Raw genomic sequence first — 20,885 nt, forward strand, 5'->3', positions numbered from 1 at the left:
CCCGCCCCCCGACGTCACAGAAAATCGTCACGGCGTGGCGTGAAGCAATCGATCAATTCCCCTTCTTCCAGGCTGCGCCCGGAATGAAGCGTGTTGCCCGGAATGATCAATGTGTCCCCTGCACTGACGATTTTTGTCTGCCCATCCACGGTAAACTCGAACCGGCCGGACAGGATGTAGGTGGCTTGCACGTGCGGATGTGCATGTTCCGGCGCGTTGGCGCCTTCTTCGAAATGCACCTTAACCAGCATCATTTCGGGCGTCTGTTCCAGAACACGGCGGCGAATACCTTCGCTTGCCTTGGTCCAGCCTTCGGGGATTTCTGACATGACTTTTTCCATTTGAATTTGTATAAATTTGTAAATATATGTAAGAAAATTTGTGTCAAGTTGTAATTTTTGGAGGGAAGGCCTGAAAATGCAGAGGTTGCTGGGAATTGGGGAATGCATGGTGGAGCTGTCGCAGCTTGCAAATGGGACGTTGCAGCGTGGCTATGCAGGGGATGTGCTCAACACCTTGTGGTACGCCGCGCAGATGACCGACGGGCGCGTGCAGCCGCAATTCTTCAGCGCAGTGGGGCGCGACCGTTGCTCGCAGGATATGCTGTCGTTTATTCAACGCTCCGGCGTCGACTGTCAGCATCTGCAGCGCGATCCAACGCGGTCAGCCGGTCTCTATATGATCCATCTGGACGGGGCCGAACGCAGCTTCAGCTATTGGCGCGATACCTCCGCCGCGCGTCAGATGACCAATGATCTTAATCCCTTATGGCGCGCCGTCGCGCAGGCCGATCTGGTTTATCTCTCTGGGATCAGCCTGGCCATCCTGCCCGCCGATCACGTGGATCAACTGTTGGAAGGGCTGCGCCAACAGATAGCGCCAGATGCATTGTTGGCCTTTGATCCCAACGTGCGGCCACGGCTGTGGCAAGGGGCGGAGCGGATGCGCCAGGTGATCGAATGCGCCGCCCATATAGCCGATATCGTCCTGCCCAGTTTCGATGATGAATCCCGCTACTTCGGTGATGCGACACCATCCGAAACCATCGAGCGCTACCGCAGCAACACCACCCGCTGCATTGTGGTGAAAGACGGGGCCAACCCCACCCATATTTGGACACCCCAGCAGCAGCACAGCATCGCAGTGCCCCCGGTCCGCGATCTGGTAGACACAACCGCCGCCGGTGACAGTTTCAACGGCGCATTCCTATGCAACTATTTGACGGAGAACGATTTCGTCACGGCAGTTCTGGCCGCCCAACAGTGCTCTGCCCATGTGGTGCGTCATCGCGGTGCGCTGGTGTCATTGCCGATACCGGCTGATGTTTGAAGTATTTGTAATGCGGTTAGGTTAATTTGTAAAAATTTGTATTGCGTGGCCTTGGACGGCTTTGTAGAAAGGGCTATCGCCATTGGGCCCAGCCCCAGTGAACCAACATCAGATCCACAGCGCACAGGCTGTCCGTGCCGCTTGGGTCCCATGCAAATTGATGCGGCGTTTCCTCCGCCGGCCTGTGCCTTTGCGCAGGCGGGGTGCTTCGTTGCGCGCCAATTGGCAGTCAGAACAGATACAGATGAGGGAGAATTCTGCGTGAATATGAAGGGAAAAACAGTGATCGTAACAGGCGGCGGCCGGGACATCGGGCGCGCTTGTGTCATGCGCCTGGCCGAGGCCGGTGCCAATGTGGCGATCAACTACATGAACTCCAGCACAGGGGCCGACAGCGCGGTTGCTGAGATCACGGCGGCTGGCGGCAAAGCCTTTGCCTTGCAGGGTGATATGACCAGCGAAGCTGACGTTGCCACACTGGTGAATGCAACGGTCGAGGCTTACGGCCAGTTGGACGGTCTGATCCACGTCACCGGCGGTTTGGTGGAGCGCACCCCGCTGGCAGATATGACGCTCGACTTCTGGAACCACGTGATGGCGCTCAACTTCACTTCCTACATGCTGGTGGCGCGCGAATGCGTCAAACACATGCGGGCAGGGGGCACGATTGTCGCAATGGCGTCGCAGGCGGGGCGCGACGGTGGGGGCGCGGGCGCCACGGCCTATGCCGCCTCAAAAGGGGCGATCATGACATTCACCCGTGGCCTCGCCAAGGAGTTGGGGCCGGACATCCGTGTAAACGCGGTCTGCCCGGGGATGATCGATACCGATTTTCACAACATCCACACCAAGCCCGAGGTGCGCAGCCACGTCGCCAGCATCACCCCGCTGAAACGTGAAGGCACTTCCGAAGATGTGGCCAATCTGGCGGTCTATCTGGCCTCGGATGAGGCGGCTTTCCTGACAGGCACCAATATGGACATCAACGGAGGGTTGTTGTTCTCCTAAGTGCCTTTGAGCGGGCCGCTGTCGTTATCCCAGTTTCTATAGCGGCCCGCTCATGACCCCTAAGACCGGCGTCTGGCTTTGCGCCACACAATCGGCTTTCCCACACCTCCATCACCGTAAAAGATCCAATCGTCTGATCCCCAGATTTCAGGGTCAGCGGCGCTTGTGAATGGTCAACAACTCCGTCAATATGGCGCCTGTCAGCCAGTCTTCCCACCAGCCATGTAACTCAATCCCGAGGATGCCATGAAACGCAATTTCCTTGCGGTGCTGGGCCTATGTTCGCTGGTCACCGCCGCCCCCGTTTTCGCTGCTGAAATCACCCATGAAGTTGGCACCACTGATGTGCCTGACCAGGTTGAGCGCATCGTCGTTCTGGAATTCAGCTTTATTGACGCGCTGGCCTCGGTCGGCGTTGCCCCGGTTGGCATTGCCGATGACAACAAACGTGACCGCGTTATTCCGGCCTACACCGATGTGATCGGGGATGAATGGGTCTCCGTCGGGACGCGGAAAACCCCCAGCCTTGAAGTCATCGCCTCACTGGCCCCGGACCTGATCATCGCTGACAAAAAGCGCCACTCGGCAGCCTATGACACCCTGTCGGAAATCGCGCCGACCATCGTTTTGGACAGTCTCGGCGGTGATTACCACGCTTCGGTGGCGCAGATGGCTGTGATTGGGGAGGCGATCGGCAAATCCGATGAGATGAACGCCCGTATCGCTCAACACAAGGCGACCATGGCCGACTATGTGGCCCAGATCAAACCGAAGGCTGAAGGGATCTCCGCCCAATTTGGCGTGACCAATGCCAAGGGTCTGTGGCTGCATGCCCCGGTCAGCTACAATGGTTCACTGCTGGCCATGTTTGGCTTCGACAGCACCATGAAACCGGCTGAGGGCGGCGTGTATGAAAAGGTCTATGTGCCAACCACGCTGGAACAGCTTTCCGAGGTTAATCCTGACATCCTGATCTTCGGGGAATACGCCGATCCAAGCCATGTGGACAGCTGGCAGGGTGATGCGCTCTATCAGGATCTGAACGCGGTCAAATCGGATAAGGTCTATAACGTCATCGCCCACAACTGGTCACGGTTGCGTGGCATGGTCGCGGCTGAACTGACCGCCGCTGATCTGCTGGAGATCATCAGTAAGTGATCTCCACCTGGAACCAGTCCAATCGGCTGCCGCTTGGGATTTCTGCTGCATCACTTGTAGCGGCGATCCTTGGCGGCATCCTTTTTTCGCTGTCGACCGGCGGGCGCTCTGATGTGGGCTTGTCTGAGATCCTGCGGCCTGATGGTCTGGCAGTGACGGTTCTTTATGACATTCGCTTGCCGCGCACCTGTGCGGCGGCGCTTTTGGGGGTGAACCTGGGTCTTGCGGGGTTGATCCTGCAGGCCATCACCCGCAACCCGCTGGCCTCACCGGCGATCCTTGGCATCAACCAGGGCGCGGCTCTGGGGTTGGCGATTGGCGTTGTGGTGCCAAATGCGCTGGGCCTGCCGCTTGATGTTTACGCACTGATCGGCGCCTTTGCTGCGGGGGTGGTGACCTTTGCCATTTCCGGTGGCTTCAGCGGCAAAATCGATGCGTTGCGTCTGGTGCTGGGCGGGGTGGCCGTCGGTGCCTTTTCTTATGCGATGGTGCGCTTCACTTACACGTTGGACGATGATCTGGCCCGCACAGTGGTGCGCTGGACCGTCGGCGATATCACAGACATTCGCTGGCCCGAGGCGCAGCGTCTGGCCTATTGGGCGCTGCCGGGGCTGATTGCGGCACTGGCACTGTCGCAACGCTTTAATCTGATGGCGCTTGGCCAGGCCTCCGCGCGGGGGCTTGGTGCCGATCCCCGGGTGACGTTGCTGCTGGGCTGTATCGTAGCGGCGGGCCTTGCAGGGGCCAGCGTGACGGTGGCCGGCCCCATCGCCTTTGCCGGGCTGATCGTGCCGCATATCGCCAAACTGCTGTTTGGCGGCGATCACCGGGTTCTGGTGCCTGCCGTTGCCCTGCTGGGCGCGGCCATGATGCTGATTGCTGACGGCCTGTCGAAAACGCTGACAGCCCCGATTGAAGCCCCGATTGGGGTGGTCGCAGCGCTGATCGGCGCCCCGTGGTTTCTGTGGCAGACTATTTTTGCACGGGATATGTCATGAAGCCCCCAAGTGCACAGCGACTGATCTGGACCATAAGCACGCTAAGCACCCTGACCGCGCTGGTGTTTGTCTGGAGCTTGTCTGCCGGTGCGGTGACCATCCCGGCCATGACCATCCTCAACACATTGTTTGATCTCGATGGGCCGCAACAGGGGTTCATCATCAACCGCTCGCGCCTGCCGCGCAGCCTGCTGGCCTGTGTCACCGGCGGAGCATTGGCGTTCTCAGGCGTGATCATTCAGGCCTTGCTGCGCAACCCGCTGGCCAGTCCCAAAATCATCGGCATCAACTCAGGCGCGGCTTTGGGAGTGTTGCTCTCGGTTTTGTTGGCACCCAACCTTGGCCTGAACTGGCTGCCTTTGGTGGCGGCCTGCGGCGGGGTTTTGGCGGCCGGCGTGATCTTTGCCATTGCGGAGTTTGGCCCGGTGTCACCGGCACGGCTGGCGCTGGTGGGCATCGCTATCGGAATGACCTGCGATGCGGGTGTGGATTTCATCCTCGCCACCTCGGACATCTACGATATTTCCGCCCCGCTGGTCTGGCTCACCGGCTCACTTTGGAGCAGGGGGTGGCAGCATCTCAACGCGGTCTGGCCGATCCTGCTGGGTCTAATGGCGATCTGTGTGATCTATTCCTACAGATTGGACCTGATCCGCCTAGGTGCGGTTCAGGCAACCGGTTTGGGGGTGAACGTGCGCCGGGACCGGCTGGTGCTGTTGACGTTGGCCACGTTTCTGGCGGCGGTCTCGGTCAGTGTTGTGGGGGTCTTGGGCTTTGTCGGCCTGATGGCCCCGCATATTGCACGCCACTTGGTGGGCGGCACCCACCGTGGTCTGCTGCCCGTTGCCATGCTGGTCGGCGCATTGCTGGTGATGGTTGCCGATGCTGCAGGCCGCGCCCTGTTTGCGCCGCTGGAAATATCCGCCGGGATCCTCACCTCGATGTTCGGCGCGCCATTTTTCATCTTCCTTCTGCTGTCACGCAAGACCGAGGCCCGCGAATGAGCATTGACCTCAATAACATCCAGTCCGGCTATGACGGGTTCCGCCTCAAAGGGATCGATCTGGAGATCGCGCGCGGCAGCCTGACGGTGTTGATCGGCCCCAACGGCTGCGGCAAATCCACCTTGCTGAAAACCATTTCGCGTGAACTTAAGCCCAATGGCGGCCGGGTGGTGATCGATGGGGAAAACATCGCCAAGAAACGCACCAAATCCGTGGCCCGCCAGATCGCCGTCTTACCACAGCACCCGGTGGTGCCGCCGGGGATCACTGTTGAACAGCTTGTCGGATATGGCCGCGCGCCGTATCAGAACCTGCTGGGCATGCGCAGCGCGGCAGACCGTATGCGGGTGGCTGAGGCGCTGGAGACTGTCACCCTGACCGACATGAAGGACAAGCTGGTCAGCGCCCTTTCCGGTGGTCAAAGGCAGCGCGCCTTTGTGGCAATGTGCATCGCTCAGGACACGCCATTTGTGCTGTTTGATGAGCCGACCAGCTTCCTTGATATTCGCTATCAATACGAGGTGCTGGATCTGATGTCCGCGCTGCACAAACAGGGCAAAACGGTGGTGGCCGTATTGCATGACATCGCGCAGGCGGCCCGCTACGCCACCGATCTGGTGGTCATGAAAGAAGGCGCCGTTCACGCCCGCGGCACCCCGCCAGAGATCGTGACCGAGGAAATGCTGCACCAGGTCTATGGCATTGCGGCACAGGTCTTTGCTGATCCGGTGACAGGCACGCCCGCAGTCTCAGCGCGCTAGGTCATCGTCACAGCAGCGCCCCGCGGTGAGGGCAGGGCGCTGGCAGGCTTATCCGTTAGATCGATAAAACGCCGCGGCATTGCTGCCAAAGACGGCGGAATGCCAATCCGCGGGCACCAGCCCCTCCATCCCGGTGTAAAGCGTGGCGTAGTCGGAATAGAGGCTGTCGACCGGGAAGTTGGAGCCATAGATCACGCGCTCCTGGCCAAACTGTTCCAGACAGGTGGTGACAATCGGCGCGATGCTGGCCGGGGTCCAGGCATGATCAAACATGCCCAGCCCCGACAGTTTGCAGGTCACATTGGGCAGATCCGACAGGGGGCGCAGCTGGTCCGCCCAACGCGCCAGCCCTGCGGAGCTGCGGTCGTGGGGGGATCCGGCATGGCACAGCGCCACCTTCAGATCCGGCACCACTGCCAGCACCCGTGCAGTGTCCGCCATCAGTTCGGGGATCAGCTGCAGATCAAAGCTGAGGCCGCGATGGGCCAGCTCTTGCAGGCCTGCGCGAAACTTGGGATCGGCCAGCAGCGCATTGGTGCCGGTCTGCGCATCCTCACCGGGGGCGCGGCCGATGATCTGGCGGATGCCGCGCAGGCTCGGCAGCTGTTGCAGCCGGTCCAGGTGATCGCCCAGATCGGGGCCGGTCAGGTCGGCAAAGGCCACCTGCACCAGCGGCCAATCCGGCGTCGCATCGGCTACCTGCTGAACCCATTCAGCCTCAGCCATCGGATCGGCGGCACCGACCTGAATATGCACGGACCCGGTGATCCCATGCTGGCCGGCAGACCGGCGAAACTCATCAATCAGATAGTTGCGCTGGATCGGGCTGGGATCGCCAAAGAACCGTTCAACCCCTTCTGCCATCAGCCATGGATACTGGACCGATTGCAGGTCCCACAGATGGTGGTGAGCATCAATTTTCATCTGCATGGCCCCCGGTGGTGCGGGCCAAGATATCAACGCCCTGTTGGTTCCAGAAATGCAGCAGGTCGATGAAAATCCAGTTCTCAGCCAGTTTGTCGCCCTCGCGTCGGTAGATATCGATCACCCGGAACTCACCGGGGGTGCCGGTGGCCGGCATGCCCATGAAGCCCCCTGTTGGGGTGGCGGTGAAATTGGGCCAGCCGAAGAAGCCGCCGTAATTGCCCTCGGCAACGCGGCAGATGTGATTGGTTTTCGAACGGTCGGTGAAACCGGCGCGGAACGGGCCGGAGTGCTGCTGGGCATAGCGCGGAATTGTGTAGGTCGCGCCAATCCCGGCTGGCCCCCACCACAGCATGTCTTCGTGCCAGGTCTGGCGCAGCTCATCCTCCAGGCTGAGGCCGCTGTCCCACTGCCCCAGATCGCTGATCATCGCATTGATCACGGCGAGGGTTTTTTCGCCCTCAGCCTCGGGCTGGGCGGCAAACATCAGCGCGTCATGTGGCATCGGCCCGGGTTGCACCAGATGCGCCCCGGTTTGCGGCGGAAACGGCTGCAGACCGGCCTGCATCATCAGATGTGGAATGTCGAAATACATCGCTGTTTCAGTGATCTGAACCGCTTCAACCTTGTTGAATTCACAATAGCGCAGGCAGGCGATTTTGCCGGTGGGGGCGATGCCCAGCCAGGGGGCATCAAACAGCCCCATCAGATGACCCATCGAAACCACCCAGGTTGAGGTGAAGCCATCCATCTCATTTCGACCCGCCATAAAGACATCTTGGCGCCGCTGCAGCGAGGTCAGTGCTGTCTTTAGCGGCGCCCAAAACTGCGCCGCCACAGCCTCGGCCCCGTGGATCTCACCAAAGGGATGGTAGCCGCGCCAGATGTGATTCGGGCTGTAATAGCGCGATAGCACCTGCGCCGACTGGCCCGGCGTGGCCGTGTCCAGATCTTGGTAAAGGTCTATAATTGTTGATTTTTCACTTGTCAGATCGATCATCGATCAGGTCCTTTTGCATACGTCTGCAAAAAATTCTTGCCGAAATGATGTACCTGAGTCTACCCTTTGTGCATACGTATGCAAAATACGCTTGCTATCGGACGGGGGAGCGAATGGCCGAAATTCAATTGCGTAACGTGGGCAAACGCTGGGGTGCCTTTGTCGGGGTCAACAATTTTGACCTGACAATTGCCGATCAGGAGTTTCTGGTGCTCTTGGGGCCCTCGGGCTGCGGCAAGACCACCACGATGCGTATGATCGCAGGGCTGGAAGATGCCAGTGAGGGTGAGATCCTGATCGACGGTAAGGTCGTCAATGATCTGGAACCCAAAGACCGCGATGTGGCGATGGTGTTCCAGTCCTACGCGCTCTACCCGAATATGAACGTTTACGAAAACATCCGCTTTCCGCTGAAGGTGCGTGGGATCGATCCGGCGACCCATGACGAAAAGGTGCGCCGCGCCTCCGCCATGGTTGAGCTGGATGAATTCCTGCATCGCAAACCGGCGGAACTGTCCGGTGGTCAGCGCCAGCGTGTGGCCCTGGCCCGCGCCATCGTGCGGGAACCGAATGTGTTCCTGATGGATGAACCGCTGTCGAACCTGGATGCCAAGCTGCGGGTTTCCACCCGTGCGCAGATCAAGAACCTCAGCCATGAGCTGGCCGTCACCACCATCTACGTGACCCACGACCAGATTGAGGCGATGACCCTCGCCGATCGGGTGGTGATCATGAAGAAAGGCGTGGTGCAGCAGGTCGGCACCCCGGTGGAGATCTACGACACACCCGCCAACACCTTTGTGGCCAGCTTCATCGGCAACCCGGCGATGAACCTGCTGGAGGGTGAGGTCAAAGATGGGGTCTTCACCTCTGACCACACTGAGGTGCGTGGCCTGAACGCACCGGATGGCAAGATCACCCTGGGCTTCCGCGCCGAAGACGCAAATGTCGTCGAAGGCGGCGGCACTGGCGAGATCAACGCGCCGATCTACACGCTTGAGCTGCTGGGAGACAGCACAATGGTGTCGGTCCGCCTCGGTGGTCAGCTGGTCTCGGTCAAAGCCGACAAGAGCTTCCGCGCCGAGATTGACGATATGGTCGCGTTCCACATCCACACAGATCACTGCCACCTGTTCGACACAGAAACAGGGGCACGCATCGAGGCCTAAACCGGTCTTAGAAACCGCCGCAATCGCGGTGCATCCAGAGTGCAGTCTTCGAAGATGCACTTACATTTCAGGGAGGAAACTGTAATGTTTTTCAAGAAAATTGCCCTTGCCAGCGCATTGGCTCTTTCCGCAGGCGGCGCCTTCGCCTGTGAGATCAACGCGCGGGTGAACATCGTCGGGAACGAGTTCCCCGCGATCCAAACTGTGGGTGCAGGTGCTGCGGAATGCACCGGCTCTGAGGTGAAAAAGAACCTGACCGCAGATCACAAAGACATCCACGTCGCAGGCATGCAGGGCGACCCTGCTGAATACACCTCGGCGATTGTGGCCAACTCGACCCTGACCATTCTGATGAATGATGATCTGGTGCGCCCGCTGGACGATCTGGTTGCCAAACACGGCCAGGGCCTCAGCAAAAGCCAGCTGATCACTGTCGACGGCAAAGTTATGGCCGTGGCCTTCATGGCCAACGCCCAGCACCTGATGTACCGCAAGGATATCTTGGCAGATCTGGGTGTTGAACCGCCCAAGACCTATGAAGAAATGCTCGAAATCGCCGGTATGATCCGCGAAAAAGGCATCATGCAGAACCCCATCGGCGGCGCCTATGCTGCGGGTTGGAACCTGGCGCAGGAATTCAACAACATGTTCATCGGCTACGGTGGCACCTTCTTCAAAGAGGGCAGCGCGGAGCCGAACATCAACTCCGATGCCGGGGTGAAAACGTTGAACATGATGAAGGCCCTGTCAGAGTATATGAACCCTGACTTCCTGACCCATGACAGCAACGCCACCAACGCAGAATACCGCGCCGGTAACATCGCCATGCTGAACATGTGGGGCAGCCGTGCGGCCAGCCAGACCACTGCAGACGGCATCACCGAAGCGGTGAAAAATGGCCATGCCATTGCCGGTCCGATGACTGTGGGCGGCGGTGACATTCCGGCCTCGACCCTGTGGTGGGACGGCTGGACCGTTGCCAAAAACGTCAGCGATGAAGAGGCCGAGGCCACCTTTATCGCGATGATGAACGGCATCCGCCCGGAACTGATGCAGGACGCTGATATTGCTTCGCAGGCGGTATGGCTGATCGATGGCTACAAGCCGACTGAAGCGGCCGTGGGCGTCTTTGAGGCCGCACAGTCCGGCACCCAGCCCTATCCGATGGTGCCCTACATGGGCCTGATGCATGGCTCGATCGGCAATGAACTTGCCGACTTCCTGCAGGGTAAGGAAAGCGCGGAACAGGCGCTCTCTGACATCGAAGCGGCCTATGTCGCAGCGGCTAAGGAAAAAGGCTTCCTCAAGTAAGCCTGACGACTGATCGGAGGGGGCACAGCCCTCTCCGGTTCCCCAAACTCTCGACCCGGATCCATCGATGAAACATCGTACCTTCTTTTGGTTCTTTTTGCCGACCGGCCTTGCGATGCTGCTGTTCATCGCGCTGCCTATCGTGTCGGTCATCACCCAGTCGGTTTTTGCACCGCATGAGGCCGTTCTGAAAACGGTGGAGAACTGTACCCCATTGGTGGGCTGCACCACAGAAACCACCATCGACCAGGAGGCGACCCGCGAAATCCGCGAAGCCCAGCCACTGGGCCGGTTCGTGGGGCTGGATATCTATCTGGACCGGGGCCACCTGGCGATCGCTGAAGTCGGCGAAGCCTGGCGCAGCAGCGACAGTTTTGGTGACTTCTGGTCCAAGCTGTTCAACCTGCCGCTCTATCGTGCGCTGGCCTTTACCCTGACATTTACCTTCATTGTGACCCCGATGCTGATTGTGCTGGGCCTGATGATCGCGCTGGCGGTCAACTCGCTCAATCGTCACTTCAAGGGGCTGATGATCTTCTTCTCGCTGCTGCCAATGATCGTGACGCCGCTGATCGGCTCCTTGATCCTGTTCTGGATGGTCGACAGCCGCGGCATCATCGGCTCTGCGCTAGTGGCGCTGGCGGGGGATCCAAACTTCTCCCTCAAAGCCTCAACCGGCCTCACCTGGGTGATGCTGATCATCTACGGCGTCTGGCACTCGGCCCCCTTTGCATTCGTGGTCTTCTATGCCGGTCTGCAAACCCTGCCGAAAGACCAGATTGAGGCCGCGCAGATCGACGGCGCCAGCCGCTGGCAGCAGATCAAATATGTGGTGGTGCCGCATCTGATGCCGCTGGTCACCTTTGTGGCGCTCATTCAGCTGATGGACAACTTCCGCGTCTTTGAGCCGGTGGTCGGCTTCAACGCCTCGGCGCATGCGACCTCTCTCAGCTGGATCATCTTCAACGACCTGGGCGGCGAAACACGCCAGCTCTCTGCGGCCTCGGCCACCTCAGTTCTGACAATCATCGGCGTTGCCATCCTGCTGTCACCGGTTCTGGTGCGCACATGGCGTGACTTTAAGGGCAAAGCATAATGGCATCGAAAGCACAAAGACGCCCCATGGGCCTAAGCATTCTGATCTATGGCTTCGTCGGGCTGTGGTTCATCCTTGCGGCCTTTCCGTTCTTCTGGACGCTCTGGGGATCGTTCAAGGTCGAACTCGACTTTTTCTCGATCGCGGACTGGACCAACGCCATCACCGGCGAACGCACCAAGGCGACCTATGACAGTGCCTTCACCGGCGCGGCCTATCACGGCGCCTGGGTTCAGGAGGAGTTCTGGCGTAATGTCATCAACACCTTCATCGTCTGCCTGTTTGTGGTCTGCACCTCGCTGACCATCGGCACGCTGGGCGGCTACGCCCTGTCGCGCAGCTCCTACCGCTATACCTTCTGGCTGCTGATCACCGCGCTGATCTTTAGGGCGATGCCGCCGATCACCTTGGTGGCGGGCTATCTGTTGCCGTTCTTTGAATGGAACGTCTGGGGCATCCTGCCCACCACCATCATCGTGCTGGTGGCGATCAACCAGCCCTTCACCCTGTGGATGCTGCATTCGTTCTTCCAAAACATCCCCAAAGAGCTGGACGAAAGTGCCAAGGTTGACGGTTGCACGCAGTTTCAGGCCTTCCGCCATGTGATCGTGCCGGTGATGTGGCCGGGCGTGATCACCACCGGGCTGTTCAGCTTCCTGCTGGCCTACAACGACTTCGCCGTGACCGCGATGCTGCTCAGCGAAAGCAACCGCACCATGGTTCCGGCCATCGCCGCCTTCCTTGGCACCACTTACACCGAAGGCAACGTGATGTTCGCCGTTGCTGCCGTGGTCTCTGCCACCGCACCGCTGTTCGTGCTGGTCATGTTCTTCCAGCGCCAGATCGTCAGCGGTCTGACCGCCGGGGCCGTGAAAGGATGAGCGCCAAAGCCAGACACACCGCGGTTGGGCGTCACCCAGCGCTCAACCGTATGCCAAGGGACTTTCTCGCAGATCCTTCTCGCTCCCTCCTGCGCAGAACCTCCCTTGGCACTTATGAAGGATTAAAACGATGAAGGGCTCCCGTCCCGAACAGGCCGTGCTGACCAAAGACACGGATATGAGCAAAACCGAAGAAACCCGCGCCGTCATCGAAGGCATGGTCGATGGTCTGAACGACCACCGGATCAACGACATTGGCGAGTTCTTCGCCGATGGTTTCCGTTGGCTGGGCAATCAGGGCTGCGGCACCAAAACCGGGCTGCAGGAATTTCAGGACAATTGGCAGCGCCCGTTCCAGGCGGCCTTTTCCGATAAGGTCTGCATCGATGAGGCGCGCCTTTACATGGGCGAATGGGCCGCTGCCTTTGGCCGGCAGGAAGCCACCCACTCGGGGGAGTTTCTTGGTATCCCGGCCACCGGCAAGCGGGTTGAGATCCGCTACATGGATTTCTGGAAAGTGGTCGACGGCAAGATTGTCGACAATTGGGTGAACGTCGATTTCGCCCATGTCGCGGCTCAGCTGGGTGTCGATCTGTTCAATGGGGAAGGCTGGGAAGCCTTCGATCGCGGGGACCGTGAAGCGCCCCGTCCCAACGCATCCTAAATCGCGTCCCGGGCCTGGCCCCGGGACCTCAACGAAGAAGCCCCGGCGCAGCCCGGGGCAGGAGAAACGGAAATGACAATCGAGTATCTGAAACGCGGCAAACCCGAAGCTGATCGCGCCGAGGATGACGCCAAAACCCGCGCCGTTGTTGAGGCGACGTTGAAAGACATTGAAGCGCGGGGCGATGCGGCGGTGCGCGACCTGTCAGAGAAGTTTGACAATTACTCCCCCGCCTCCTTCCGGCTGAGTGAGGCAGAGATCGCGGCGCTGATCGCCTCGCTGTCAAAGCGTGAGCTGGCTGACATCAAGTTTGCCCAGGAACAGGTGCGCAACTTCGCGCAGGCGCAGCGCGACTCGATGCTGGATATTGAGGTGGAAACCATGCCCGGCGTGATCCTCGGGCATAAAAACATCCCGGTGCAATCTGTCGGCTGCTACGTGCCCGGCGGCAAGTTCCCGATGGTGGCTTCAGCCCATATGTCGGTCGCCACCGCCTCGGTCGCAGGCGTGCCCCGCATTATCGCCTGCACCCCGCCGTTTCAGGGCAAACCCAACGCGGCCGTGATTGCGGCGATGCATCTGGGCGGCGCGCATGAGATCTATGTGATGGGCGGCATTCAGGCCATCGGCGCCATGGCGCTGGGCACGGAAACCATCGATCCGGTCCATATGCTGGTGGGCCCCGGCAACGCCTTTGTGGCCGAAGCCAAACGCCAGCTTTTCGGCCGCGTGGGCATCGACCTGTTCGCGGGGCCAACCGAAACCATGGTGATCGCAGATGAGACCGCCGCCGATGGCGAACTTTGCGCGACTGACCTCTTGGGCCAGGCCGAACATGGCTACAACAGCCCCTGCGTGCTGCTGACCAACAGCCGCAAACTGGCCGAAGACACCCTGGCCGAGGTTGATCGCCTCTTGGGGATCCTACCCACCGCCGACACCGCCCGCGTCAGCTGGGAAGAATATGGTGAGGTGATCGTCTGTGACACCTATGAGGAAATGCTGCAGGTGGCGGATGAGATTGCCTCGGAACATGTGCAGGTGATGACCGATCGCGATGACTGGTTCCTGGACAATATGACCTGTTACGGCGCGCTGTTCCTCGGGCCACGCACCAATGTCTCCAACGGGGATAAGGTGATCGGCACCAACCATACGCTGCCAACCAAAAAGGCGGGCCGCTATACCGGTGGCCTCTGGGTTGGGAAGTACCTGAAAACCCACAGCTATCAGAAGGTCACCACCGATGAGGCAGCCACGTTGATCGGCGAATATGGCTCACGTCTGTGTATGCTTGAGGGCTTCGTCGGCCACGCCGAGCAATGCAACATCCGCGTCCGCCGCTACGGGGGCATCAACGTGCCCTACGGCGAAGGCGCTCCTTACCGTGAGGCGGCGGAGTAAACAAAAGGGGGCGAGGGGCCAGCCCCTCGCGCTCCCCGGAGTAGTTTTGGCAAGATGAAAATGGACCAACACACGCATCACAAGGCGCTGATCCAAAGCTTCCGGCAGGCAGCTTATGATTTTGATGCCCCTGCTGTGACCGCTGCGCTGCAGGACCTGCTGGCGCCGGATGCTGTGGTGCGGCTGGGCCATCCCTTGGGCGAAATGACGGGGCCTCAGGCGTTTTTTGAACGCGCCTATGCGCCGCTGTTGCAGGCCGTGCCGGATCTGGAACGGCGCGACTATATCGTCATGGCCGGGACCGATGATCAGGGCCAAAACTGGGTCGGTTGCGCCGGCAGCTATATGGGGGTGTTCACCGCCCCTTGGCTAGATATCCCGCCCACCGGCCATCTGACCGCCATGCGCTATCACGAGTTCTTCCGCTTCGAGGCGGGCAATGTTGTTGAGGTGCAGGTGCTTTGGGACATCCCTGAGGTGATGATGCAGGCCGGCGCCTGGCCGATGGCACCCGCGCTTGGCAAAGACTGGCATGTGCCGGGGCCTGCCACTCAGGATGGGCTGGTGCCGGGGCCTTATGATGCGGCGCAGGGGCAGGCAAGTTGTCAGTTGATTGTCGATATGTTGCAGGCGCTGGTGCGTCACCCGGCGGATCCGGATCCTAAGGCCATGGAAATGGAACGGTTTTGGGATAAGCGCATGAATTGGTACGGCCCTGCGGGTATCGGCACCGCGCGCGGACATGCCGGGTTTCGCAACTGGCACCAGATCCCATTTCTGAACGCCATGCCGGACCGCGGACAGCATGAGGGAGAGGTGACGCATCATTTCTTTGGTGATGGCAATTACGCGGCGGTCACCGGCTGGCCCAATATGATGCAGACCCTGTCCCAAGACGGCTGGATGGGCATTGCCCCGGCGGGACGCAAGATCTCCCTTCGGTCTCTGGATTTCTGGCGGGTTGAGGGCGGCAAGATCCGCGAAAACTGGGTCTTGGTCGATCTCTTGGACGTCTACCGGCAATTGGGTGTGGACGTTTTTGCGCGATTGCGTGAATTCAATAAAGCGCGCAGCATGGCGCGCTTGAATATCCCGGATGGAATGACCCAATGATAGATCTGCCCCGCACCCCTTCGTTTTCACTCAGCGGCAAACGTGCCCTTGTCACTGGCGCCTCCTCAGGCATCGGGCAGGGCTGCGCTGTGGCGCTGGCCGAGGCGGGCGCGCATGTGATCTGCGCCGCGCGTGGGGGTGACAAACTGACAGAAACTGTCACCGCGATGCAGGCTGCGGGATATAGCGCTGAGGTGCTGCAACTGGATCAGAGCGATCTGACAGCAGTGGCGGCGGCGGTGGCCGATCGGGACCTAGACATCGTCGTGAACTCCGCCGGGCTGGCGCGGCATACGCCTGCGATTGACACCACGCCCGAGGACTACGATGCAGCGATGGGGTTGAACCTGCGTTCGGCCTATTTCCTGTCGGCCTATGCTGCCAAGGCGATGATGGCGGCGGGCAAGAAGGGGTCAATCATCCATATCTCCAGCCAGATGGGCCATGTTGGCGGGGTGGACCGCGCGGTCTACTGCGCCTCCAAACATGGGCTGGAAGGTATGGTGAAATCCATGGCCATCGAATGGGGCCCGTCGCAGATCCGCATCAACACGGTCTGCCCAACCTTTATTCGCACGCCCCTAACCGCACAGACGTTTGAACGGCCAGACCGCAAGGCCTGGGTGGAGGAGAAGATCAAGCTGGGCCGCATTGGCGAGGTCGAGGATATCATGGGGGCTGTGGTTTACCTGGCCTCTGACGCCTCGGCGCTGGTCACCGGCACCTCGATGTTAATTGACGGCGGGTGGACGGCAGACTGATGAGCGCAAGTAAAGTCACCTCCACCGAAGTGGCCCGCCGCGCGGGCGTCAGCCAATCCGCGGTCAGCCGGGTATTCACGCCCGGTGCGTCGGCCTCCAAGGCGACGATTGCCAAGGTGCGCAAAGCCGCCGAAGAGCTGGGCTACCGCCCCAACAACCTGGCCCGCGCCATGGTGTCCGGCAAAAGCCGGATCATCGGGCTGGTCGTGGCCTATCTGGAAAACCAGTTCTATCCGATTGTGCTGGAAAAACTGTCAAACGCCCTGCAGGAACAGGGCTATCACATCCTGATTTTCACCGCGCCGAACTCCTCGGACGGGGTTGAATCGGTCATTCAGGACCTGATGGACTATCAGGTGGATGGCATTGTTGCCGCGTCGGTTTCGCTGTCCTCGGATCTGGCCGAACGGGCGACGCAGGCGGGCATTCCGGTTGTTCTGTTCAACCGGGGTCAGGATCACAGCCCCTTTGTTGAGGTGACCTCGGACAATATCGCGGGCGGGCGTCAGGTGGCCAATTTCTTGCTGGCGGGCGGGCATCAGCGGATCGCCCATATCTCAGGCTGGCAGGGCAGCTCCACCGGGCGGGAACGTCAGCATGGGTTTCATGCAGGGCTCGCGGCGGCTGGGGCCGCGTCGGTGGCAACGCTTGATGGCATGTACAGCCGCGAGGTGGCGATGGAATGTGCCGATCGCTTGCTGAAGGAACATGATCCCGACGCGATCTTTGTTGGTAATGATCACATGGCCTTTGCGGTGATCGACCACCTGCGCCGGCAGGGGGTTGAGGTCGGCCGTGAGGTTTCGGTGGTTGGCTATGATGACGTGCCCATGGCCGCCTGGGACGCCTATGACCTGACGACGATCCGTCAGCCTGTGAACCAGATGGTGGAGGCGACAGTGTCTGCGCTGATGGCCCATATCGACAATCCAAATGCCGCAACCCCGCGCCGTGAGACCATTGATGGACCACTGATCGTGCGCGGGTCCGCCCGAAAACCAGAAGGATGGCTAGATGAAGGGGTTTGATCCCAAATTCACCGATTTCCCAGACTATATCGTCGGGATCACCAAGGAGATCTGGGAAGATCGCGGCCTTGCAACCCTGCATGACTATTATGCGTCCGACATCGTGGTGCGGATGCCCGGATCGGTCTCAACCGGCAATCAAGGGGTGATTGCCGCCACCGCTGCAACATTGGCAGAGTTTCCCGACCGCACCCTTTTGGGCGAAGACGTCATCTGGTCCGGCACGCCGGAAGAGGGCATGCTGTCGAGCCACCGGATCATGTCCACCGCGACCCATCTGGGGGACGGGATGTTTGGGCCGGCGACGGGCAAGAAACTGGCCTACCGGATTTTGGCTGATTGCCATGCCAAGAATAACGCCATCGATGATGAATGGCTGATTCGTGACAACGGCGCGGTGGTGCGCCAGATGGGCTGGGATCCCAAGGATTTCACCCGCGATCTGATCGCGCGCGAAGGCGGGCCTGAGGCCTGTGTGAAGCCGCTGACACCTGCCAATGACCTTGAGGGGCCTTATAAGGGGCGCGGCAATGACAATGCTTGGGGCCAGCGCCATGCCGATCTGCTAAGCGCCATGATGGCAGCAGATATGGCGGCGGTTGAGCGTGAATATGATCGCGCCGTGCAAACCGAATACCCCGGCGGCGCCTCCGGCCACAGCTGGGATCCGGTGGACCGGTTCTGGATGTCGCTGCGCGCGGCCATGCCTTCGGCCAAGTTTACGATCCATCATCAGATTGGCCGCGATGATCCCAACATGCCGCCCCGTTCGGCCCTGCGTTGGAGCCTGCACGGCAAACACGATGGCTGGGGCTGTTTTGGCGCGCCGACGGGGGCTGAGCTTTATGTGCTGGGCATCAGCCACGCCGAATGGGGCGAGTTGATTGGCGGCCAGATCAAGCTGCGCCGCGAATGGACGCTGTTTGATGAAACCGCCGTTTGGAAGCAGATCCTGCTGCACAGCGGGGACCTCTGAGTGAGCCTTGGAACCTCATATCTGGATGCCAGTCAGGCGGGGCGGCGGGCACATGCCTTCTTTGCGTCGCGACGGGCACGGCGGCTGAACAACCGCCCACCGGGAAGATGGGTTTGATCCATTCAAACCCAACTTTCACAGGAGAACAGACATGAGTAGCATTCAATCCCGCATCGTTCGTTATGGTGAGCTGCGCCCGTGCAAAACCGCCTTCATCGACGCCCATACCCCGGGCAGCGACCAGAAGGAAAACTTCACCATTGTGGGTGGAGGCGTGTCCGAAAGCCCGGATCAGCACGTCCATATCACTGATAAAATCGGCTTCAACATCGGCGCGGCAGGCCAGCCGCCGAAGTGCCGCAATTCCCTGCACAGCCACACCACGGCTGAGGTGTTCTTTGTCGCCAAGGGGCGCTGGCGCTTCTTCTGGGGGCGCTATGGTGATGCGGGGGAGTTCATTGCCGAAGAAGGCGATATCTTCAACATCCCCACCGGCATTTTCCGCGGCTTTGAAAACGTGGGTCAGGACTACGGAATGATCATGTCGATCCTGGGCGGTGATGACGCCGGTGGCGGGGTGACCTGGGCGCCGCAGGTGATTGAGGACGCGCAGGCGCATGGTCTGATGCTGGGCAACAACGGCGTGCTTTACGACAGCAAGAAGGGTGAGGAACTGCCGCACAATGTACAGCCCATGCCATTGCTGAGCGAAGAAGAGCTGAAAGCCTATCCTGAGGTGCCTGTCAGTGACGTGATCGGGCATTACGTCGCCCGCTACTGGGATCTGATGGCGCTGTCGTCCAAAGCCCCGGCGGCGGTGATCGGGGAAAACGCCCTGATCAAGGACAAGCCGGGTTTTGACGTGGATTTCCTCAGCCGTGGTTCCGCCATGACCCAGATGGTGCAGGCAGACCGGCCGGTGGTTCTGATGCCGGCCAGCGGCCATTGGCGCATTGTGATTGAGGATGTTGAGGTAACGCTGTCCAGCGGTGACACGGCGGTTGTGATGCCGGGCGAAAGCTACAGCGCTGCGCCCTCCATGACCGGTGAGGCGGGGCTTTATCGGATCACCGCCACCGATGATCCGGCCGGTGCCACCTGGACAGGCGCTTAAGCGTTAAGACAGCAGGTCCGGCGCAGGTCGGGCCTGACATCTACCTGAGGGGAGGACGCAGAATGACCAAGATCAAAACCACACATGTCGGTTCATTGCCACGCAGCCAGGAGGTGGTGGATTTCATCTTTGCCCGTGAAAATGAAACCGCGTATGACCCCGCAGCCTTTGATGCGGCGATGACTGCGGCGGTTTCTGAAACGGTGCGCAAACAGGTGGCGGCGGGGGTGGATATCGTCTCGGACGGGGAAACCTCCAAGATCTCCTACGCCACTTACGTGAAAGACCGCTACACCGGGTTTGCAGGCGACAGCCCGCGCAATGCACCGGCAGATCTGAAGATGTTTCCGGGCTTTCTGCAGCGGATCGCTGATGATGGTGGCACGCCGCAATATGCCCGGCCCATGTGTGTGGGCGAGGTGACCTCAAAAGGGCAGGGGGAGTTGCAGAAGGACATCGCCAACCTCAAGGCGGCGATGGCGGAACATGGGGCGGAACGCGGCTTCATGAATGCAGCCAGCCCCGGTGTGATTTCACTGTTCCTGCAAAACGATTTCTACAAAACCCGTGAGGCCTATCTGGCCGCCCTCGCCGATGCGATGCGCGAGGAATATGAAACCATCGTGGCGGCGGGATTGGATCTGCAACTGGATTGCCCGGATCTGGCACTATCACGCCATATGCTGTTCAACGATCTGAGCGATGCTGAGTTCGTCAAGGTCGCCAACATGCATGTGGAGGCGCTGAACCACGCGCTGCAGAATGTACCGGCGGACAGGGTACGGGTGCATATCTGCTGGGGCAATTATGAGGGACCGCATTGCTGTGACATCCCGATGGACAAGGTCTTCTCTACTTTGATGGCGACCAAATCGCGGTATGTGCTGTTTGAAACCTCAAACCCGCGTCACGCCCACGAATGGACTGTGTTCCGCGACCGCCGTGCTGAGATCCCCGACGACAAAGTGCTGGTGCCGGGTGTGGTGGATACGACCACCAACTTTGTGGAACATCCCGAACTGGTGGCGCAGCGGATTGACCGATTCACTAGCATCGTTGGGCGGGACCGGGTGATCGCCGGATCTGACTGCGGCTTTGGCACCTTTGCAGGCTTTGGCGCGGTGGATCCCGATATCGCCTATGCCAAACTGGCCGCCCTGTCAGAAGGGGCCGCCCTGCTGTGAAG

21 protein-coding genes are annotated in these 20,885 nt (G+C 60.1%); 18 read left to right on the forward strand and 3 right to left on the reverse strand.

Annotation, left to right across the window (positions count from 1 at the left end; genetic code table 11):
* Positions 1-14 precede the first annotated feature (14 nt).
* Positions 15-329 (reverse strand): cupin domain-containing protein, encoded by a 315-nt coding sequence (locus ACORLH_RS04455; protein WP_321831391.1) that lies wholly within the window; start codon positions 327-329, stop codon positions 15-17.
* 88 nt (positions 330-417) lie between these two features.
* Here ACORLH_RS04455 and ACORLH_RS04460 point away from each other — a divergent pair, with 88 nt between their 5' ends.
* From ACORLH_RS04460 to ACORLH_RS04485, 6 genes are all read left to right on the forward strand, one after another.
* The gene (locus ACORLH_RS04460) at positions 418-1,329 is read left to right on the forward strand and encodes a sugar kinase (protein ID WP_321831392.1); all 912 of its coding nucleotides are present in this window, start codon (positions 418-420) and stop codon (positions 1,327-1,329) included.
* A 267-nt stretch (positions 1,330-1,596) separates the two neighbouring features.
* Positions 1,597-2,337 carry a glucose 1-dehydrogenase gene (locus tag ACORLH_RS04465; RefSeq protein ID WP_321832769.1) on the forward strand — a complete coding sequence of 247 codons (741 nt, stop codon included), beginning with the start codon at positions 1,597-1,599 and terminating at the stop codon, positions 2,335-2,337.
* 246 nt (positions 2,338-2,583) lie between these two features.
* A complete protein-coding gene (locus ACORLH_RS04470; protein WP_321831393.1) occupies positions 2,584-3,495 on the forward strand; it encodes an ABC transporter substrate-binding protein in 912 nt (303 codons plus the stop codon).
* Positions 3,492-4,493, forward strand: a complete 1,002-nt coding sequence (locus ACORLH_RS04475) for an iron ABC transporter permease (RefSeq protein WP_321831394.1) — start codon at positions 3,492-3,494, stop codon at positions 4,491-4,493. The genes ACORLH_RS04470 and ACORLH_RS04475 overlap by 4 nt, the downstream gene beginning before the upstream one ends.
* A complete protein-coding gene (locus ACORLH_RS04480; protein ID WP_321831395.1) occupies positions 4,490-5,497 on the forward strand; it encodes an iron ABC transporter permease in 1,008 nt (335 codons plus the stop codon). Before ACORLH_RS04475 ends, ACORLH_RS04480 begins: the two co-directional genes overlap by 4 nt.
* Positions 5,494-6,258: an ABC transporter ATP-binding protein gene (locus ACORLH_RS04485; protein ID WP_321831396.1), complete on the forward strand. Its 765-nt coding sequence runs from the start codon at positions 5,494-5,496 to the stop codon at positions 6,256-6,258. Before ACORLH_RS04480 ends, ACORLH_RS04485 begins: the two co-directional genes overlap by 4 nt.
* A 48-nt stretch (positions 6,259-6,306) precedes the next feature.
* Here the strand turns inward: ACORLH_RS04485 and ACORLH_RS04490 are convergent, their stop codons facing one another.
* On the reverse strand, positions 6,307-7,182 hold the full coding sequence (locus ACORLH_RS04490; RefSeq protein ID WP_321831397.1) for an amidohydrolase family protein: 876 nt from the start codon (positions 7,180-7,182) through the stop codon (positions 6,307-6,309).
* On the reverse strand, positions 7,172-8,182 hold the full coding sequence (locus ACORLH_RS04495; protein WP_321831398.1) for an ester cyclase: 1,011 nt from the start codon (positions 8,180-8,182) through the stop codon (positions 7,172-7,174). The genes ACORLH_RS04490 and ACORLH_RS04495 overlap by 11 nt, the downstream gene beginning before the upstream one ends.
* A gap of 113 nt (positions 8,183-8,295) precedes the next feature.
* On the opposite strand from ACORLH_RS04495, the gene ACORLH_RS04500 reads away from it, so the two are divergent.
* The 12 genes from ACORLH_RS04500 (at position 8,296) to ACORLH_RS04555 (ending at position 20,883) form a co-directional block, all read left to right on the forward strand.
* Positions 8,296-9,351 (forward strand): sn-glycerol-3-phosphate ABC transporter ATP-binding protein UgpC, encoded by a 1,056-nt coding sequence (locus ACORLH_RS04500; protein ID WP_321831399.1) that lies wholly within the window; start codon positions 8,296-8,298, stop codon positions 9,349-9,351.
* An 84-nt stretch (positions 9,352-9,435) separates the two neighbouring features.
* Positions 9,436-10,662 (forward strand): ABC transporter substrate-binding protein, encoded by a 1,227-nt coding sequence (locus tag ACORLH_RS04505; protein WP_321831400.1) that lies wholly within the window; start codon positions 9,436-9,438, stop codon positions 10,660-10,662.
* Between the two features lie 67 nt (positions 10,663-10,729).
* Positions 10,730-11,758 (forward strand): sugar ABC transporter permease, encoded by a 1,029-nt coding sequence (locus ACORLH_RS04510; protein ID WP_321831401.1) that lies wholly within the window; start codon positions 10,730-10,732, stop codon positions 11,756-11,758.
* Positions 11,758-12,639 carry a carbohydrate ABC transporter permease gene (locus ACORLH_RS04515; protein WP_321831402.1) on the forward strand — a complete coding sequence of 294 codons (882 nt, stop codon included), beginning with the start codon at positions 11,758-11,760 and terminating at the stop codon, positions 12,637-12,639. Before ACORLH_RS04510 ends, ACORLH_RS04515 begins: the two co-directional genes overlap by 1 nt.
* Positions 12,640-12,769: 130 nt before the next feature.
* On the forward strand, positions 12,770-13,303 hold the full coding sequence (locus ACORLH_RS04520) for an ester cyclase (RefSeq protein WP_321831403.1): 534 nt from the start codon (positions 12,770-12,772) through the stop codon (positions 13,301-13,303).
* Positions 13,304-13,375: 72 nt separating this feature from the next.
* Positions 13,376-14,707: a histidinol dehydrogenase gene (gene hisD / locus ACORLH_RS04525; RefSeq protein WP_321831404.1), complete on the forward strand. Its 1,332-nt coding sequence runs from the start codon at positions 13,376-13,378 to the stop codon at positions 14,705-14,707.
* A 60-nt stretch (positions 14,708-14,767) separates the two neighbouring features.
* Complete coding sequence (locus tag ACORLH_RS04530) at positions 14,768-15,820, forward strand: ester cyclase (protein ID WP_321831405.1); 1,053 nt, start codon at positions 14,768-14,770, stop codon at positions 15,818-15,820.
* Entirely contained in the window at positions 15,817-16,581 is a 765-nt protein-coding gene (locus ACORLH_RS04535) for an SDR family NAD(P)-dependent oxidoreductase (RefSeq protein ID WP_321831406.1), read from the forward strand. Before ACORLH_RS04530 ends, ACORLH_RS04535 begins: the two co-directional genes overlap by 4 nt.
* Positions 16,581-17,609, forward strand: coding sequence for a LacI family DNA-binding transcriptional regulator (locus ACORLH_RS04540; protein WP_321831407.1), 1,029 nt, complete (start codon positions 16,581-16,583; stop codon positions 17,607-17,609). Before ACORLH_RS04535 ends, ACORLH_RS04540 begins: the two co-directional genes overlap by 1 nt.
* Positions 17,596-18,585, forward strand: coding sequence for an ester cyclase (locus ACORLH_RS04545; RefSeq protein ID WP_321831408.1), 990 nt, complete (start codon positions 17,596-17,598; stop codon positions 18,583-18,585). Before ACORLH_RS04540 ends, ACORLH_RS04545 begins: the two co-directional genes overlap by 14 nt.
* A gap of 151 nt (positions 18,586-18,736) precedes the next feature.
* Positions 18,737-19,699 carry a cupin gene (locus tag ACORLH_RS04550; RefSeq protein ID WP_321831409.1) on the forward strand — a complete coding sequence of 321 codons (963 nt, stop codon included), beginning with the start codon at positions 18,737-18,739 and terminating at the stop codon, positions 19,697-19,699.
* Between the two features lie 62 nt (positions 19,700-19,761).
* Positions 19,762-20,883, forward strand: a complete 1,122-nt coding sequence (locus ACORLH_RS04555) for a cobalamin-independent methionine synthase II family protein (protein WP_321831410.1) — start codon at positions 19,762-19,764, stop codon at positions 20,881-20,883.
* Positions 20,884-20,885: the final 2 nt, after the last annotated feature.

The sequence above is a fragment of the Thalassovita sp. genome (assembly GCF_963691685.1).
Classification (GTDB): domain Bacteria; phylum Pseudomonadota; class Alphaproteobacteria; order Rhodobacterales; family Rhodobacteraceae; genus Thalassobius.

Excerpts from the sequence above, each read along its gene's own strand:
- ACORLH_RS04455 (WP_321831391.1), bottom strand. The coding sequence starts at position 329 with ATGTCAGAAATCCCCGAAGGCTGGACCAAGGCAAGCGAAGGTATTCGC.
- ACORLH_RS04460 (WP_321831392.1), top strand. The coding sequence starts at position 418 with ATGCAGAGGTTGCTGGGAATTGGGGAATGCATGGTGGAGCTGTCGCAG.
- ACORLH_RS04465 (WP_321832769.1), top strand. The coding sequence starts at position 1,597 with ATGAAGGGAAAAACAGTGATCGTAACAGGCGGCGGCCGGGACATCGGG.
- ACORLH_RS04470 (WP_321831393.1), top strand. The coding sequence starts at position 2,584 with ATGAAACGCAATTTCCTTGCGGTGCTGGGCCTATGTTCGCTGGTCACC.
- ACORLH_RS04480 (WP_321831395.1), top strand. The coding sequence starts at position 4,490 with ATGAAGCCCCCAAGTGCACAGCGACTGATCTGGACCATAAGCACGCTA.
- ACORLH_RS04485 (WP_321831396.1), top strand. The coding sequence starts at position 5,494 with ATGAGCATTGACCTCAATAACATCCAGTCCGGCTATGACGGGTTCCGC.
- ACORLH_RS04490 (WP_321831397.1), bottom strand. The coding sequence starts at position 7,182 with ATGAAAATTGATGCTCACCACCATCTGTGGGACCTGCAATCGGTCCAG.
- ACORLH_RS04495 (WP_321831398.1), bottom strand. The coding sequence starts at position 8,182 with ATGATCGATCTGACAAGTGAAAAATCAACAATTATAGACCTTTACCAA.
- ACORLH_RS04500 (WP_321831399.1), top strand. The coding sequence starts at position 8,296 with ATGGCCGAAATTCAATTGCGTAACGTGGGCAAACGCTGGGGTGCCTTT.
- ACORLH_RS04505 (WP_321831400.1), top strand. The coding sequence starts at position 9,436 with ATGTTTTTCAAGAAAATTGCCCTTGCCAGCGCATTGGCTCTTTCCGCA.
- ACORLH_RS04510 (WP_321831401.1), top strand. The coding sequence starts at position 10,730 with ATGAAACATCGTACCTTCTTTTGGTTCTTTTTGCCGACCGGCCTTGCG.
- ACORLH_RS04515 (WP_321831402.1), top strand. The coding sequence starts at position 11,758 with ATGGCATCGAAAGCACAAAGACGCCCCATGGGCCTAAGCATTCTGATC.
- ACORLH_RS04520 (WP_321831403.1), top strand. The coding sequence starts at position 12,770 with ATGAAGGGCTCCCGTCCCGAACAGGCCGTGCTGACCAAAGACACGGAT.
- hisD (WP_321831404.1), top strand. The coding sequence starts at position 13,376 with ATGACAATCGAGTATCTGAAACGCGGCAAACCCGAAGCTGATCGCGCC.
- ACORLH_RS04530 (WP_321831405.1), top strand. The coding sequence starts at position 14,768 with ATGGACCAACACACGCATCACAAGGCGCTGATCCAAAGCTTCCGGCAG.
- ACORLH_RS04535 (WP_321831406.1), top strand. The coding sequence starts at position 15,817 with ATGATAGATCTGCCCCGCACCCCTTCGTTTTCACTCAGCGGCAAACGT.
- ACORLH_RS04540 (WP_321831407.1), top strand. The coding sequence starts at position 16,581 with ATGAGCGCAAGTAAAGTCACCTCCACCGAAGTGGCCCGCCGCGCGGGC.
- ACORLH_RS04545 (WP_321831408.1), top strand. The coding sequence starts at position 17,596 with ATGAAGGGGTTTGATCCCAAATTCACCGATTTCCCAGACTATATCGTC.
- ACORLH_RS04550 (WP_321831409.1), top strand. The coding sequence starts at position 18,737 with ATGAGTAGCATTCAATCCCGCATCGTTCGTTATGGTGAGCTGCGCCCG.
- ACORLH_RS04555 (WP_321831410.1), top strand. The coding sequence starts at position 19,762 with ATGACCAAGATCAAAACCACACATGTCGGTTCATTGCCACGCAGCCAG.